We start from the raw sequence: 15,577 nt of genomic DNA, 5'->3' as shown, positions 1-15,577 counted from the left end.
TAAAATGGCTAAACAAAATAAAGAATCCCGCTGCTCCTTTTGTGGTTCTGGCAAGCAGGACACTTTGATGCTTATTGAAGGTCTCGATGCCTTTATCTGTGATAAATGTGTGGCGCAGGCTAATCAGTTGCTGGTACAGGAGTTGGGCAGTAAGAAATCAAAAGGTCTGGATGCATCGGTAACCTTATTGAAGCCGTTAGAAATTAAGCAACATATTGATCAGTATGTAATTGGTCAGGATGATGCAAAAAAGGTGCTTTCTGTAGCGGTGTATAACCATTATAAAAGATTGAGTCAGAAAGTAAACCAGGAGGATGAAGTAGAGATTGAAAAATCAAATATCATGCTGGTTGGCGAAACTGGTACTGGTAAAACTTTACTTGCAAAAACTATAGCTAAAATATTGCATGTGCCGTTTTGCATTTGCGATGCTACAGTATTAACAGAAGCCGGTTATGTTGGAGAAGATGTCGAAAGTATCCTGACCCGTTTGTTGCAAGCTGCTGATTATGATGTGGCTTCTGCAGAACGTGGTATCGTTTACATTGACGAGGTGGATAAGGTTGCCCGTAAAAGCGATAATCCGTCTATTACCAGAGATGTATCCGGTGAGGGCGTTCAGCAAGCCCTGCTTAAAATTCTGGAAGGTACTGTTGTGAATGTGCCGCCTCAGGGTGGACGTAAACACCCGGATCAGAAAATGATTCCGGTGAACACGAATAACATTCTTTTTATTTGTGGTGGTGCTTTTGATGGTATTGAACGTAAAATTGCCAATCGTTTGCGCACACAGGCAGTGGGATATAAGGTGAAAAAGGACGATGAAGATCTTGACCTTAAAAATCTGTACAAGTACATTACGCCTCAGGATTTGAAGTCCTTTGGTCTGATTCCTGAGTTGATTGGGCGTGTACCGGTTTTAACACATTTAAATCCACTGGATAAAGCAGCATTAAGAAATATCTTGACAGAGCCTAAGAATTCTTTACTTCGCCAATATGTGAAGTTGTTTGAATTTGAAGGGGTGAAACTCCTTTTTGAAGATGAAGTCTTGGATTTTATTGTCGATAAGGCGATGGAATATAAGTTGGGGGCTAGGGGATTAAGGTCCATTTGCGAGGCCATTATGCTGGATGCTATGTTTGATATTCCTTCTGACCCAGGGGTCAAGGAATTGAATATCACACTAGATTATGCGGTGGAAAAATTTGAAAAAGCCGATTTTAAAAAGTTAAAAGCTGCATAAGAATTTAATCCCCGTTTTTACGGGGATTTTTTTTTAACTTGTTATTTCCAGAAATGACTCCCGGATTTGATATAGTGTTATGAATAATAGGAATAATTAATAAATAAGGAGAAACATATGAACGAAGAAAAAGATGTAAAAAAAGCGGCCGACGCTGCAGGAAAAGTGAAAAAGTCGAAAGAGGTAGAATCTCCGGTTAAAGCAGGTTTAAAATCAAAAGAAGACATTGTGAGAAACTGGCTTCCAAGATATACCGGGCGTCCATTGGAAGAATTTGGACAGTATATTCTACTGACCAATTTTAGTAAATACCTACAGATGTTTTCGGAGTGGAATGACAATGCCCCAATTGTTGGTCTGGACAAACCTATGCAAAGTGTTACAGCAAACGGTATCACCATTATCAATTTTGGTATGGGAAGTCCGTTAGCAGCCACTATGATGGACCTGCTGACAGCTATAATGCCTAAAGCAGTTCTGTTTTTAGGTAAATGCGGCGGTTTAAAGAAGAAAAACCAACTTGGTGATCTTATCCTTCCAATTGCTGCGATAAGAGGAGAGGGGACTTCTAACGATTATTTACCTGCCGAAGTACCCGCACTTCCTTCTTTTGCTTTACAGAAGGCAATTTCGACGACCATTCGTGATCATTCACGTGATTATTGGACAGGAACCTGCTATACCACCAACCGAAGAGTTTGGGAGCATGATAAGAATTTCAAAAAATATTTGAAAAGCCTGCGCGCTATGGCTGTAGATATGGAGACAGCGACTATTTTTACAACCGGTTTTGCGAACAAAATTCCTACAGGTGCTTTGCTGCTGGTATCTGATCAGCCAATGATTCCTGAGGGAGTTAAAACAACGGAGAGTGACAGTTCAGTTACTTCAAATTACGTGGAAACACATTTGAAAATTGGAATTGATTCTCTAAAACAATTGATTAATAATGGACTAACGGTAAAACATCTTAAGTTTTAACCGCTGTTAAATCATGCATACTATGTTGTTCTTGATCCACTATCAATGCGGTTCATCTGTATTCTTAGGAAAATCAAATAACAACATGGTGCCTGTATGATATCCGATTTCTGCCCAGTCGTCGGTATCGAAACGGAGTACCACAACTCCAGCAGTAGGAATATTGTACAGATCAGCATCAGCGAGATAATTTGCGAAATCTGTAAACCCCGGATTATGTCCAAACATTGCAATGCTGTCAATACCATTGGGAAAACTATTCACTATTTTCAGTAAAGCAGTTGGGTTTGCTTCATATATAGAGCTTTCTGTCTGAAGATCCTCAGTTTTGAAATTCCATACTTCTGCAAAGTGTTTTGCGGTAGACCATGCTCGTATGGCCGGACTGCTCACCAGATGTTGAGGTACCAGACCTTTCTTTAGGATCTTTTCTGCCATTGCAGGTGCATTTTTATGTCCGCGATGATTGAGCGGCCGGTCAAAATCTGAAGTAATATGGCTGTCTTTCCAGTCTGATTTTCCGTGTCTTATTAAAAGAAGCTGTTTCATCTGTTTATTTTATTTGTCAGGTTCATAGGTTTAACTATTTATGAAGTCAATAATTGGAGCTTCAGGCAGGTCTTTCATACATTTGAAATGTCCGAGAGGGCACTTTTCTAAACCAAATTTTGAGCAGGGTCTACAGGAAAGTTCAATTCCGGCAATAAAGGACTCAGAGATTTTATAAGGTTGTACACCCAAAAGTTCAGGGGTCGTACCACCCCAGATGGAGGCAAGGGGCTTGTTAAAGGCTTCAGATATATGGGTAAGACCAGTGTCAAACCCCAGGACTTTATGTGCCTTGGACACTAGAAAGACAGATTGATCCAGATTGGTTAGTCCACAGGTATTGTATATTTTATTTCCAAGAGTATTTTGAATAAGGTCTGCATTTTCTTTTACATCCTGTCCTCCAAGCAGTACAATGGGTGAATCAATACCTTCACAGATTTTAATGATCTGATCATTTGGCAAACGTTTGGTAAAGTGGGTTGCTCCGATTACAAAGGCCACATATTTTTCCTGATGAGATGGAGGAAGGAGATCTTTTAACTGGTAATCTTTGGATATGTAGTAATCAATGGGCTTGTTGTCGTTTTGAACACCAAGAAATTTAACGGTCTCCAAATATCTCTCTACCAGGTGTTTCTGGGAGATCATTTTCTTCCATTTGAATTTCAATGCAAGCCATTTGTTGATCCTGTCTTTCTTATATGTTGTGGAGGGGATATGGGTAGACAGTTTGATTATAGAAGTACGGAGGTTATTGTGCAGGTCTACAATCAGGTCAAACTTTTCTGCTTTAATGTCTTTAATCGTATCGGAGAGTTTTGGCTTTAATGTATGGAGTTTACTGAGGTATGGATTATTCTGATAGATGTACTGAAAAGCAGGTTTAGTCAGAAAATGAACTTCACAGTCAGGTAATTGTTCTTTAAGACATCGGACTACAGGTGTAGTATATATGATGTCTCCCATGGAACTCAATCTGATCACAAGTATTTTTGCAGGTTTTTTCAACGCTTTTATTTCTGATTTGATGAGGATATGCTGTTTTTCTTTGTTTCAAAGAAAGTTGAAATTTCTGTAAGGCTCATGGCATTAAGGCACTGAGCAGCAGTTAAACCACCCTTTCTACCAACAAGTACACCATAATGCATGTCATGGAAACCTTCTGTGCGGTGAGCATCTGGATTTACGGAAAGCAAGACGCCTCTTTCCAGTGCATACCTGTGCCAGCGCCAGTCCAGGTCAAGACGGAGCGGATTGGCGTTGATTTCTATGACTACCCCATTATTGGCGCAGGCATCGATTACTTTTTTATAATCTATAGGATAACCTTTTCTACTCAAAAGAAGCCTTCCGGTTGGGTGTCCCAGGATTGTCGTGTACGGGTTTTCAATAGCCTTGATTAATCTGGCTGTAGCCTTCTCTTCATCCATTCTTAAATTGCTGTGCACGGAAGCCACTACAAAATCAAATGTCTTAAGGATCTCTTCACTGTAGTCCAGGGAGCCGTCATTTAGGATGTCACTTTCGATACCTTTGAATATTCTGAATGGGGCAAGTTTTTGATTTAAGGCATCTATCTCCTGATGTTGAGCATAAACGCGTTGTTCATTTAGTCCATTGGCATAAAAGGCCGATTTGGAATGGTCGCACATACCCAGGTACTCCAGTTTGAGGTTTTCTTTGCAGAACAAGGCCATTTCTTCCAGTGTATGTACACCATCACTCCAGGTGGAGTGGTTGTGCAGGCTTCCTTTAAGATCCTGTCCTGTGAGCAGGAGGGGCAGCTTATTTGTTCTTGCCAGTTCCAGTTCATTTAAGCCTTCCCGCAGTTCAGGTTCTACATAAGCTAATCCTGCTTTCTGATAAATAGATTGTTCACTGGTAAAAGGTCCCGGGCCTGCGTGTTTCAGTACTTCGGTAACATGTTGCTCATTTCCGGTTAAGATAAACCAGTCCAGGTAGAATGAATCTCTTTCTGTAACCTTAAGCGTTATCTTTAAACCAAAAGGGCTATCTGCAACAAAAGAACCATCTGTTTGCTCCAGAAAAGACAGGGGGTCAAAATTGACCAGCTGATCTATAACTTCTTCTGGTGAATCTGAGCCAATCAAAAAGGGAACCTCTTCTATAATCTCCAGGCAGCGGCGGTAATCTCCTCCGATACCCAGAAGTGGTTCATTCTTAAATTGGTTCAACCATAACGCAAAATCAGCAAATAGCTTATTAACCAATCCTTCGGCACGCGCATACAAGAATTTCCCCTGTGCGGCCATGCTGAATTCAATCACTTTTTTAATTTCTTCCTGTGTTTTTAAGCCGAAGCCTTTGGCTTCAATTAAACGGTTTTCGTTGCAGGCGTAATGCAGCTCTCCGATGGTTTCTATGCCCAGATCTTTCCAGATTACAACAATTTTTTTTGGACCGATGCCTTTAATACCGAGCATATCAACAATACCTTCAGGTGTTTCCTGGAGAATATTGTCCAAATCGGTCATCGTTCCTTTGTTCAGCAGTTCCCAGACCTTCGAAGAAATGCTCTTGCCCAGACCATCTATTTTTTCAATCTCTTCCAGGGTTTTATCTTTGATTGCGAAAGGGAGTTTATCTATTTTAAATGCAGCATTGGCTACAGATTTGATCTTAAATGAGTTCTCATTGTGCAATTCCATCAGTTGGGAAAGCAAACGAAGAGTACGGGATATGGTCTTGTTTTCCATGGACTGCTAAGTTAAAAAAAAGCTTTGTTTTTTGTTTAAGCAATCGTGGCACAGTTTTTTGTTCTCCTTATAAAAAAAAATAAAGCTGATGAATAACATAAAACTGGTTTGTATCGGGTTGCTTGCCCTGAATATGGGATGCAGCCACTCTGATAAAAGAGCTGTTGATCGGAAAGATTCAACGGATAGGGAACAGGCGACAACTGCATTAAAGGAAACAGGGATACCTAAGATAGGAGACCTGCAATTGGTTGTGCCTGGGCGACAGATGGGGAAAATAAGTATCGGACAAGATATGGAAGAAGTGTTTAAATTACTTGGTAAACCAGATGATGGCGATGCCGCGATGGGTAAGGCATGGTCAATTTGGAAATTGAAAAATGGTGAAAGCGGATCTGGCAATGGGGAAATGGCAATTTATTCTACCTATAAAGACAGTGCAATGTCTTCAAAGGTCGTGAAACAGGTAATGGTTAATACAGGAGGTTACGCAACAAAGAATGGTCTGCAGAACAATGCAGATCTGGGACATATTATTCAGGGATTACCCTCCCTAAAGCAGGTGTCTATGTACGTGGATGACGCTAAGAAAGATACCTTGTATGTATATGATTCCAAAGAGGAAGGCCTGTCCTTTGATGTAAAAAAGGCGAATGACCAGTACTTTACAAGAGCAATGACCATTCACCCTAAAAATGAATCTGTAAGCAATACTTATTTAACTATCCATCCGGGATGGAGAAAAGTACAGTAGCAAAAAGAACTATTGTACTTTGATTTCAAACGGCATTCTTGCCTGCAGGCCAGAATTGATGATGGCTTTTTTCATTTGCTGATATAGGAGGTAATTGTCTCCAAATTCCTGTTTGGCATAATAAACCTTGATCTTATCTGTTGTATTTTCAATCAGTGATTTAAAAGGGTCCATTTTTTCAGGATATTCAACAACGCGGTATTCCTTTAATTTTGCTTTTTTTCCTGCGGCAACAAGGGCGTCGTTAAAACTTCCTAACCTGTCTGCAAGGCCGTTTTTTACAGCATCTGTGCCAACCCAGACATGACCGCCACCAATAGAATTAATATATTCCTTTGTCTTTTTACGTCCATCTGCTACTCTGGTAATGAAACTGTCGTAGACATGGTTGACATCATTTTGGATAATAAAACGTTCTCCTGAAGTTAGAGGACGATTTACACTCATAATATCTGCATACTTTCCGGTTTTAACACCATCAAAGGTAATACCCAGCTTATTGTTCAACAGATTTTGGAAATTAGGGATAATACCAAAAACACCAATTGAGCCGGTGATTGTATTTGGTTGGACAAAGATTGAATCTGCCGCGCAACCTATATAATACCCCCCAGAAGCGGCAACGTCGCCAAAAGAAGCGATTACAGGCTTTACTTTTTTACTAAGGATGATCTCTCTCCAGATCACATCAGATGCGAGGGCACTGCCTCCTCCCGAATTTACTCTAAGAACGATGGCCTTGATACTGCTGTCTTCTCTGGCTTTTCTGATGGCCCTTGAGATTCTTTCAGAGCCTATAGAATTGTCGTCGCCCTCACCGCCGGTGATATCCCCATTAGCATATACAACCGCAATTTTATCTTTGGCAGAAGGTGTATCCTGACTTAGGTTCTCTGCGTAGTCATTGATGGTTACCGTACGCATATTGTTGCCTTTTTCTGTTCCACTCAGCGTTTTAAGTTCAGCAATGATTTCGTCTTTGTATTTCAATCCGTCTACCATTTTGGCATTTAAAGCATCCTGCGGAAGCTGGATCTTATAATTGTTTGCCCAGGAAAACAGACTGTCTTTTGGAATGTTCCTGGTTTGAGCTATTCCTTCCAGAAAGGTGTTGTATAGGCCCCCTACATAAGCCGTAACCTGCTGGCGGTTGTAATCACTCATTTTATCTGTAATAAAGGGCTCTACAGCACTTTTGTAATTTCCAACGCGTATAATCTGTGCCTCTACACCAAGTTTCTCCAGTGCACCTTTAAAAAACATCAGTTCTGAACTGAAACCTTTAAACTCCAGCGCCCCCTGAGGATTGAGATATACTTTGCTGGCAGCGGAGGCAAGGTAATAAGCGTCCTGTGAGTAGACTTCGCTGTAGGCGATAATTTGTTTTCTGCTGGACTTGAAGTCAACCAGTGCATCCCTAATCTCTTTAAGTGTAGCCTTTCCTGCTCCGGGAGCGCTTACATTAAGATAAATGCATTTGATGTTATCATCTGTTTTTGCTTTTTTAATGCCTCTGATCAGATCATTGAAACCAATGCTCTTTTCGCCAGAGCCAATTACCGGAAGATATTCAAAACGTTTGTTGAGGGTACGTTCTTTAATGGTTTGATCAAGATTTAAATACAGAACGCTATTGCTTTCTACAGGAATCTTCTTGTCTTCACTTATCGAGGAGACAATGCCTATTACAATGGCCACGAAAACTAAGCTAATCAGGACAATGGAAATCACAAAACCAAGAACTGTAGCAAAAACATATTTGAAAAAATCTTTCATATTAAAGGTCAATTATTTTGTAAATATAGGAATCCTATAATAGCATCAGGTTACAAAACGCAATAAGCTCCGAGATGTTTCCTAACTTTAGAGCGTATTATAAAATGTTGCCATATATGCTATTGGATAGACGAACTGTTTATTTGTTACTCGGAAGTAATTTAGGGGAGAGACGTCAGCTGATTACGGATGCAATTGATTATCTTGAGAAAGAAGTTGGAGTAGTAAAGGGGATTTCCTCTTTTTATGAAACCGCAGCCTGGGGAAAAGAAGATCAACCCTCTTTTCTAAATGTTGCAGTTGAAGTAGAAACCAGATTCTCTGCAGAGGAGGTATTGGAAAAGATTCTGTCAATTGAAAAAGAATTGGGGCGGATAAGGCATGAGAAATGGGGGGCAAGATTGATCGATATTGACTTGATTCTGTATGGCAATGAAATTATCGATATTCCCGACCGGCTTCAGGTTCCGCACCCTCAAATGCAATACCGTAAATTTGTGTTGGTGCCGCTGGCTGAAATAGCCGGAAATGTAGTGCATCCTGTTTTAGGGGTGGAAATTTCAGAGATATTAAAAAGTTTGGCAGATAATCTGCCAGTCATAAAAGTATAATTTATTAGTTTTGTTTAATGATCGACTTAGAAAAAAATAACTTGCCGCTTGATCTTTCTTATCTGAAGGACATGTCTGGAGACAGTGCTGAATTTATGATCGAAATGATCGATATGTTCAAGCAGCAAACGCCCATATATATGGCAGATCTGGAGCAAGCAGTGAGAGATGAGGATTGGACAAAAGCTTCTGGATTTGCACACAAGATCAAACCAACTTTTGTATATGTGGGCCGGGAAGATGCAAAAGATCACATGCAAATGATTGAACATTGTGCACGTGATCTAAAAGAGGTGGATAAAATTCCCGCTCTGTTTAATGAGGTGAATGAATTTGTTCAGCTTTTGTATGGGCAGCTTGATCAGACCAGGGCAGAATTGGAAAAAAGACTTTAACTTTGATTTTCTGCGGATGGACTGTTGCGTTTAAAATGCAATATCGATGTCGCAATATACAGCACGAGTACAAACGGTATAGCCGCAAATTTCAAAAATGCGATCAGGATTGCTGAAATGATCAGGAATATAAATTTTATTTTATTACCTGCCCAGTCCAGTGAGCCAAATTTAAGGGAGAAAATCCTGATTTCACTTACCAGAAGGCCGCTCATGAGTAGCGTTAAACCTAAAAGCAGCAAAGTCGAATTGATCAATGCGGGATAGTCTCTCTGAATAAAAGGAAGAGAAACGATAAATAAAGTATTCATTGGTGTGTTTAAGCCAATAAAATCTTCCGTTTGTCTGGTATCTATATTGAATTTTGCTAACCTGAGCGCAGAAAAAATGGTGATGATGAAACCAAAATAAGGCAAATATGTTGAAGAGTAGTCGCTCTGGGCTAAAAGCTGGAACATGACTACTCCTGGAAGAAAACCGAAACTCACCATATCAGCCAGTGAGTCCAGTTCCTTACCAATATTTGATTTTACATGCAGTAACCTGGCAGAAAACCCATCAAAGAAATCAAAAATTCCAGACATTAAGACCGCATAGGCCGTGATGTTAAACTCGCCTTTAAAAGCAAAAACAATCCCAATACATCCGGAAAGAAGATTCGCGCAGGTTAACGCATTAGGAATGTGTTTCTTCATTATCTAGCTGTTCATAGATATTAAAAACTCTTCATTAGATTTTGTGCCTTTTATTTGTGCCTGTACAAATTCCATAGCTTCCTGAGAGTTCATGTCTGCCAAATGGTTTCTTAAAATCCATACACGCTGCAGAGTATCTCTGTCATGTAACAGATCATCTCTTCTTGTACTTGAAGCTGTAATATCAATTGCAGGGAATATACGTTTGTTTGATAATTTACGATCAAGTTGTAGTTCCATATTACCTGTACCTTTGAATTCTTCAAAGATCACTTCATCCATTTTTGAACCGGTATCCGTTAGAGCTGTTGCAAGTATCGTCAATGAACCACCCTTTTCTATGTTACGCGCCGCACCAAAGAAACGTTTTGGTTTATGTAAAGCATTAGCATCTACACCACCGGAAAGAATCTTTCCTGAAGCAGGGGCTGTTGTATTGTATGCTCTCGCCAGACGGGTAATTGAATCCAGCAGAATCACTACATCATGACCACATTCTACCAATCTTTTAGCTTTGTCTAAAACAATGTTGGCGATTTTAACATGTCTTTCTGCAGGCTCATCAAAAGTAGAAGCAATAACTTCTGCTCTTACGCTTCTGGCCATATCTGTAACCTCTTCAGGGCGTTCATCAATTAAAAGAATGATCAGATAAACTTCGGGGTGATTTTTCGCAATCGCGTTGGCCACTTCTTTCAGTAAATTGGTTTTACCCGTTTTAGGCTGTGCCACAATTAAACCACGCTGACCTTTACCAATTGGGGTAAACAAGTCTATGATACGCGTAGAGTAATTATTAGTCTCTGTAAACAGATTTAATCTTTCTGTAGGAAATAACGGCGTCAGGTAATCAAATGGAACACGATCTCTCACGTCTGCCGGTAAACGACCGTTAATGGTTTCTACTTTAACCAACGGAAAATATTTCTCGCCTTCTTTAGGAGGACGGATACTTCCGTTCACAGTATCTCCCGTCTTTAATCCAAATAATTTGATCTGGGACTGGGATACATAAATATCATCAGGCGAAGAAAGGTAGTTGTAATCAGCCGATCTTAGAAAGCCATAACCATCGGGCATAATTTCAAGAACACCTTCATTGGTAATGGTATTATCGAAGTCCAGATTCGAGTAGCTGTTTTCGTTCTGCGGTTGTTTATTGTTGTTTCCGTTATTGTTCCCGCTATTGCCATTGTTGGCATTGTTGGCATTTGGGTTTTTAGGTCTGTTGTCAGGCTTGTTCCTCTTCTGATCAGGATTGTTTTGTACAGGAGCAGGAGCTGGAGTTGGCGCTTCAGTTACTTTTTTGTTTTCAGTTGCCTGTACAGCAGGTGCCGTTATTTTTACCGCTGGCTCTTCTGCAGGTACTTCAGGAAGACTTTCCAATGGCTCTGCAGAGGGTGTGTCAAATAAAGTTGCTTTATTTGGAGCTGCCGTATCTTTCTCATCCTTCGCTGGAATGCGTGTGCGTTTTCTTACTGGTTTATCACCAGTTGCTGCAGCTTTAGTTAGTTTAGGTTTAGCAACTTTTTCCAGAACGGTTTCTGTTCCAGGTGAGAGTGTTGCAGTATCCTGGTTCGTAATTTGAGCCATGATTTCTACCAGTTCGGCTTTACGTAACTCATCAGCATTTAGGATGCCCTGAGCTTTTGCCAGCTCACGCAATTCAGCGGTGAGTTTTTCATTTAATTCTGTTTTGTTAAACATTTATGTAGTATGTAGCGAATTTTTGTTAAAAGTAATTATCAACTGAGCAAAGCAAAAAATGCAAGAGTAAGTGTTATTTTGAAACAAAACGTTTGAGATTTTCTGGAATGGTCAGATAACTTTTAGAGAATTATGTTGCAATTGTATGTATTTGTAAATTAATCTCCAAGAAAAAAAGGAAAATCTTAGAAATAAATTACAAGAAAGTTTAAAAATCCCTTCTTGATACCTGTTTAAAATTAACATATTTGCACAAATTTTACCAGATGAACAAAACCCAGCTATTTGAGGAAATCCAGAAAAAACGGTCTTTTTTATGTGTAGGCCTAGATACCGTTCTTGAACAAGTTCCAGAACATCTGCTTAAGTATAAAGACCCGGTACTGGAATTTAACAAACAGATCATTGACGCAACACAAGATCTTTGTGTTGCTTATAAACCCAATACTGCTTTTTATGAGGCCCGGGGTTTAAGGGGTTGGGAAAGTTTAATCGAGACCTGGAAATACATCCCGAAGAATATTTTTACTATTGCTGATGCAAAACGGGGAGACATTGGAAATACATCAGCAATGTATGCAGATGCTTTTTTTAATGCGGAGAAATCAGGAATGAGCTTTGATTCGATTACTGTTGCGCCTTATATGGGTAAAGATTCAGTAGGCCCTTTTCTGGAATATCAGGACAAATGGGTGATCTTACTGGCATTAACTTCGAATCCATCTCATAGTGACTTCCAAACCCAGCCAGTACCGGATGGGAAATTATACGAAGAAGTGATTCGGATTTCTTCACAATGGGCAAATGCCGAACAGTTGATGTATGTAGTTGGTGCGACCAGAGGAAAAGAATTCGAAAATATCAGAAGACTTGCCCCAGATAACTTTTTACTGGTTCCAGGAGTGGGTGCGCAAGGCGGAAGTTTGTCAGACGTTTGTGAGTTCGGATTAAATTCCACTTGTGGACTACTTGTTAATTCCTCCCGCGGAATTATATATGCGGGTAAGGGCCTGGACTTTGCAGAAAAGGCAAGAGAGGAAGCAAAAAAACTTCAACGCGAAATGGAAGATATCCTTGTGAAGGCCGGATTGGTATAAGCTACAGAAGTTTATAAAATATTTTGATTCAATACCGATTCCTGGTTTTTATACGTTTTTGATTAAATAATAGCGCTCACAATCAAAAAAAATGTCTAAATTGTATGACCAGAATAAAAACTAAAGGAATTGACATGTTTCAGCGAGTGGTTACTTTTTTTGAAAAGCAAAGTTTTGGTGTATGTACCTACCTTGCCGATAAACTGAATATATCCATCAGCAAGATCAGATTGTTCTTTATCTACTCCTCTTTTCTGGCGGTAGGTTTTCCAATCATCTTTTATGTGCTTGCTGCCTTGGTGCTGGATGTAAGACATTATATCAAAAAAATAAGACTTAGAATCTGGGATGTATAAAATCTCTAACAGATCAGTAATGTTTAAATATATTATAGATGTACTTGCAATCCTCAATACATACAATTTTTATATTTTATATTTGCTGGTGATTAATACGAATAAAGTAAAATGGCGCTAAGGGGAAACCAATTTAAATCTAATTCATTCAAGAACGAATCTGCGGAAAAACAAGGTGCAAGGTCGGCCAAACCGGAAAGGGAGCGATTTCAGACAAGAATGCCCAGTTTTGATTTTCATAATGAACGTGTCATTAAAATTCTGGGATTATTCTTTGTAATTCTGTCTTTATATTTTCTTATCGCATTTACTTCCTACCTGTTTACATGGCAGGACGATTACAGTTATGTGATTGATGCGAATGGGGGATGGCATAATTTATTTAAAACTTTTGATGAGCTCAAAGCCCTGAATGTAACCCCGGTTGTACAAAACTGGTTGGGTAAATTTGGAGCATTATTGTCTCATCAGTTTATTTATGAGTGGTTTGGATTGGCTTCTTTCCTGTTCATTTTTGTGTTTTTTGTAATTGGATACCGACTGCTGTTCAAAGTTAGGATTTTTCCAATGGAGAAAACCCTTGGATACAGCTTGTTTTTCCTGTTATTTACCTCTTTAACACTGGGCTTTGCACATTCCTTTATGGGAGAAGCTCCTCACTACATTGAAGGTGAGTTTGGTTATTGGACCAATAAATTGCTGGTCGCACAGATTGGAGTGGCGGGAGTAGGTGGTTTGGTGGCCTTTCTGGCCTTAACTATTCTTATTATTGCCTATAATATCGACTTTAAACTACCGGAACGGAAAAAGAATTTTGTTCCTGAAGTTCCGGACCATGTTGAGCTTGAAAATGAGATCAAATCTGAGCCAGTTGAATTCCCGGTAAGAGACCGCTTTCCAAATCAGCAAAAACAAGAACAAAATATTGTACAAAACCCAAACCGGTTTGAAGAAAGAAAGGCTGAGGAACCAGAAGAAATTATTCCAGTAGCCTTGCCGGTATCTAATACCCCAATCGTACTTTCTCCAAGCCCGTCTACATCACCTCCTTCCGCTATACAGCCCAATAAATTATTTGAAATGGAAGTGGTGGCAGAAGAGGCTAAAGCTGAGCCGGAGCTTACTATAGAGAAAACAGAAGAAGAGAAAAAATCTGAGGAATTGGTGGAGCAGTTTGGTAACTATGACCCAACATTGGATCTGGCCAGTTATAAGTATCCGCATCTGGATCTGCTGGAAAATTATGGTTCCAATAAAATCTCCGTTAATGCAGAAGAGCTGGAGGCGAATAAGAACAAGATTGTAGAAACCCTGAACCATTATAATATTGAGATTGACAAGATCAAGGCAACCATTGGTCCAACGGTAACACTTTACGAAATTATACCTGCACCAGGCGTAAGGATTTCGAAAATTAAAAATCTGGAGGATGACATCGCCTTAAGCCTTGCAGCCTTAGGTATACGTATCATTGCGCCTATGCCCGGGAAGGGAACTATTGGTATTGAAGTACCAAACATGCATCCTGAAATGGTTTCTATGAGAAGTATCCTGGCTACAGAAAAGTTCCAGCAAACTACTATGGATTTGCCGATAGCAATGGGTAAAACCATTTCAAATGAGGTATATATAGGTGATCTGTCTAAAATGCCCCACTTGCTTGTTGCAGGGGCGACTGGTCAGGGTAAATCTGTAGGGATCAATTCCATTCTGGTGTCTCTTTTATATAAAAAGCACCCTTCACAGCTTAAGTTTGTACTGGTTGACCCTAAGAAAGTGGAGTTAACCCTGTTTAATAAGATAGAACGGCACTTTTTGGCTAAACTTCCAGGTGAAGCTGATGCGATTATTACAGACACTAAAAAAGTAATTAATACGCTGAACTCTCTCTGTATCGAAATGGATCAACGGTATGACCTGTTGAAAGATGCACAGGTTAGAAATTTGAAAGAGTATAACGAGAAATTTATTAAACGCAAATTAAATCCAAACAACCTGCATAGATTCTTGCCATACATTGTATTGATTGTGGATGAGTTTGCGGATTTGATGATGACCGCAGGTAAAGAAGTGGAAACTCCGATTGCCAGATTGGCACAGCTTGCGAGAGCGGTGGGAATCCACCTGGTTTTGGCTACGCAGCGTCCGTCAGTTAATATTATAACTGGTACTATTAAAGCCAACTTCCCGGCGAGGCTTGCCTTTAGGGTACTTTCTAAAATCGATTCACGTACGATTCTGGATAGCGGGGGTGCAGATCAACTGATTGGTAGAGGGGATATGCTTCTTTCAACAGGAAACGATCTGATCAGGCTTCAATGTGCTTTTGTGGATACACCAGAAGTAGACCGTATTTCTGAATTCATCGGTAATCAAAGAGGTTATCCAGAGGCATACCAATTGCCGGAATATGTAGACGAAGCTGCTGAAAACGCTAAAATGGATTTTGATGCTTCAGACCGGGACTCTATGTTTGAAGATGCAGCCAGATTAATTGTTATGCATCAGCAAGGTTCTACTTCTTTGATCCAACGTAAACTGAAACTTGGTTACAACCGGGCTGGCCGGATTATAGATCAGCTCGAAGCAGCAGGAGTGGTTGGTCCATTTGAAGGAAGTAAAGCAAGGGAAGTGTTGATTCCCGATGAATATGCTTTGGAACAATTCTTGAATAACTTAAACGATTAGTT

At 39.9% G+C, this 15,577-nt stretch carries 14 protein-coding genes; 8 read left to right on the top strand and 6 right to left on the bottom strand.

The window, feature by feature from the left end:
* The first annotated feature begins 4 nt into the window (after window positions 1-4).
* Together clpX and R2S08_RS10455 are read left to right on the top strand one after the other, a co-directional pair.
* Window positions 5-1,246 (top strand): ATP-dependent Clp protease ATP-binding subunit ClpX, encoded by a 1,242-nt coding sequence (clpX, locus tag R2S08_RS10460; protein WP_316835129.1) that lies wholly within the window; start codon window positions 5-7, stop codon window positions 1,244-1,246.
* Window positions 1,247-1,363: 117 nt separating this feature from the next.
* A complete protein-coding gene (locus tag R2S08_RS10455) occupies window positions 1,364-2,227 on the top strand; it encodes an AMP nucleosidase (RefSeq protein ID WP_316835128.1) in 864 nt (287 codons plus the stop codon).
* Window positions 2,228-2,269: 42 nt separating this feature from the next.
* Here R2S08_RS10455 and R2S08_RS10450 read toward each other — a convergent pair whose 3' ends face one another.
* The 3 genes from R2S08_RS10450 to R2S08_RS10440 are packed head-to-tail and all read right to left on the bottom strand — an operon-like array spanning window position 2,270 to window position 5,496.
* Complete coding sequence (locus R2S08_RS10450) at window positions 2,270-2,776, bottom strand: SixA phosphatase family protein (RefSeq protein ID WP_316835127.1); 507 nt, start codon at window positions 2,774-2,776, stop codon at window positions 2,270-2,272.
* Window positions 2,777-2,806: 30 nt separating this feature from the next.
* Window positions 2,807-3,745, bottom strand: a complete 939-nt coding sequence (locus tag R2S08_RS10445) for a glycosyltransferase family 9 protein (RefSeq protein ID WP_316835126.1) — start codon at window positions 3,743-3,745, stop codon at window positions 2,807-2,809.
* A gap of 47 nt (window positions 3,746-3,792) precedes the next feature.
* Complete coding sequence (locus tag R2S08_RS10440) at window positions 3,793-5,496, bottom strand: helix-hairpin-helix domain-containing protein (RefSeq protein ID WP_316835125.1); 1,704 nt, start codon at window positions 5,494-5,496, stop codon at window positions 3,793-3,795.
* Between the two features lie 88 nt (window positions 5,497-5,584).
* Here R2S08_RS10440 and R2S08_RS10435 point away from each other — a divergent pair, with 88 nt between their 5' ends.
* Window positions 5,585-6,250 carry a hypothetical protein gene (locus tag R2S08_RS10435; protein ID WP_316835124.1) on the top strand — a complete coding sequence of 222 codons (666 nt, stop codon included), beginning with the start codon at window positions 5,585-5,587 and terminating at the stop codon, window positions 6,248-6,250.
* Between the two features lie 9 nt (window positions 6,251-6,259).
* Here the strand turns inward: R2S08_RS10435 and sppA are convergent, their stop codons facing one another.
* Complete coding sequence (gene sppA, locus R2S08_RS10430; protein WP_316835123.1) at window positions 6,260-8,026, bottom strand: signal peptide peptidase SppA; 1,767 nt, start codon at window positions 8,024-8,026, stop codon at window positions 6,260-6,262.
* Window positions 8,027-8,142: 116 nt separating this feature from the next.
* Here sppA and folK point away from each other — a divergent pair, with 116 nt between their 5' ends.
* Window positions 8,143-8,637 (top strand): 2-amino-4-hydroxy-6-hydroxymethyldihydropteridine diphosphokinase, encoded by a 495-nt coding sequence (gene folK, locus R2S08_RS10425; protein WP_316835122.1) that lies wholly within the window; start codon window positions 8,143-8,145, stop codon window positions 8,635-8,637.
* Between the two features lie 17 nt (window positions 8,638-8,654).
* Complete coding sequence (locus R2S08_RS10420; RefSeq protein ID WP_316835121.1) at window positions 8,655-9,032, top strand: Hpt domain-containing protein; 378 nt, start codon at window positions 8,655-8,657, stop codon at window positions 9,030-9,032.
* On the opposite strand, the gene pssA is transcribed toward R2S08_RS10420, so the two are convergent.
* Window positions 9,029-9,727, bottom strand: coding sequence for a CDP-diacylglycerol--serine O-phosphatidyltransferase (pssA, locus tag R2S08_RS10415; RefSeq protein WP_316835120.1), 699 nt, complete (start codon window positions 9,725-9,727; stop codon window positions 9,029-9,031). The genes R2S08_RS10420 and pssA overlap by 4 nt on opposite strands.
* A gap of 3 nt (window positions 9,728-9,730) precedes the next feature.
* Window positions 9,731-11,434 carry a transcription termination factor Rho gene (gene rho, locus R2S08_RS10410; protein ID WP_316835119.1) on the bottom strand — a complete coding sequence of 568 codons (1,704 nt, stop codon included), beginning with the start codon at window positions 11,432-11,434 and terminating at the stop codon, window positions 9,731-9,733.
* Window positions 11,435-11,700: 266 nt separating this feature from the next.
* Between rho and pyrF the strand changes: the two genes are divergently transcribed.
* From pyrF to R2S08_RS10395, 3 genes are all read left to right on the top strand, one after another.
* Window positions 11,701-12,531, top strand: coding sequence for an orotidine-5'-phosphate decarboxylase (pyrF, locus tag R2S08_RS10405; protein ID WP_316835118.1), 831 nt, complete (start codon window positions 11,701-11,703; stop codon window positions 12,529-12,531).
* Between the two features lie 134 nt (window positions 12,532-12,665).
* A complete protein-coding gene (locus R2S08_RS10400; protein ID WP_108553784.1) occupies window positions 12,666-12,887 on the top strand; it encodes a PspC domain-containing protein in 222 nt (73 codons plus the stop codon).
* Window positions 12,888-12,998: 111 nt separating this feature from the next.
* On the top strand, window positions 12,999-15,575 hold the full coding sequence (locus R2S08_RS10395) for an FtsK/SpoIIIE family DNA translocase (RefSeq protein ID WP_316835117.1): 2,577 nt from the start codon (window positions 12,999-13,001) through the stop codon (window positions 15,573-15,575).
* Window positions 15,576-15,577 lie beyond the last annotated feature (2 nt).

This window comes from Pedobacter nutrimenti (genome assembly GCF_032678445.1).
In the GTDB taxonomy this organism is placed as follows: domain Bacteria; phylum Bacteroidota; class Bacteroidia; order Sphingobacteriales; family Sphingobacteriaceae; genus Pedobacter; species Pedobacter nutrimenti_A.
Note: the sequence above shows the minus strand (reverse complement) of the source record. Positions and strands in the feature narration are given on the sequence as shown.

Bases quoted from the DNA above. Each gene is read 5' to 3' on its own strand.
- R2S08_RS10400 (WP_108553784.1), top strand. From the start codon at position 12,666: ATGTTTCAGCGAGTGGTTACTTTTTTTGAAAAGCAAAGTTTTGGTGTA.
- rho (WP_316835119.1), bottom strand. From the start codon at position 11,434: ATGTTTAACAAAACAGAATTAAATGAAAAACTCACCGCTGAATTGCGT.
- R2S08_RS10395 (WP_316835117.1), top strand. From the start codon at position 12,999: ATGGCGCTAAGGGGAAACCAATTTAAATCTAATTCATTCAAGAACGAA.
- clpX (WP_316835129.1), top strand. From the start codon at position 5: ATGGCTAAACAAAATAAAGAATCCCGCTGCTCCTTTTGTGGTTCTGGC.
- R2S08_RS10440 (WP_316835125.1), bottom strand. From the start codon at position 5,496: ATGGAAAACAAGACCATATCCCGTACTCTTCGTTTGCTTTCCCAACTG.
- R2S08_RS10420 (WP_316835121.1), top strand. From the start codon at position 8,655: ATGATCGACTTAGAAAAAAATAACTTGCCGCTTGATCTTTCTTATCTG.
- R2S08_RS10455 (WP_316835128.1), top strand. From the start codon at position 1,364: ATGAACGAAGAAAAAGATGTAAAAAAAGCGGCCGACGCTGCAGGAAAA.
- pssA (WP_316835120.1), bottom strand. From the start codon at position 9,727: ATGAAGAAACACATTCCTAATGCGTTAACCTGCGCGAATCTTCTTTCC.
- sppA (WP_316835123.1), bottom strand. From the start codon at position 8,026: ATGAAAGATTTTTTCAAATATGTTTTTGCTACAGTTCTTGGTTTTGTG.
- R2S08_RS10435 (WP_316835124.1), top strand. From the start codon at position 5,585: ATGAATAACATAAAACTGGTTTGTATCGGGTTGCTTGCCCTGAATATG.
- pyrF (WP_316835118.1), top strand. From the start codon at position 11,701: ATGAACAAAACCCAGCTATTTGAGGAAATCCAGAAAAAACGGTCTTTT.
- folK (WP_316835122.1), top strand. From the start codon at position 8,143: ATGCTATTGGATAGACGAACTGTTTATTTGTTACTCGGAAGTAATTTA.
- R2S08_RS10445 (WP_316835126.1), bottom strand. From the start codon at position 3,745: ATGGGAGACATCATATATACTACACCTGTAGTCCGATGTCTTAAAGAA.
- R2S08_RS10450 (WP_316835127.1), bottom strand. From the start codon at position 2,776: ATGAAACAGCTTCTTTTAATAAGACACGGAAAATCAGACTGGAAAGAC.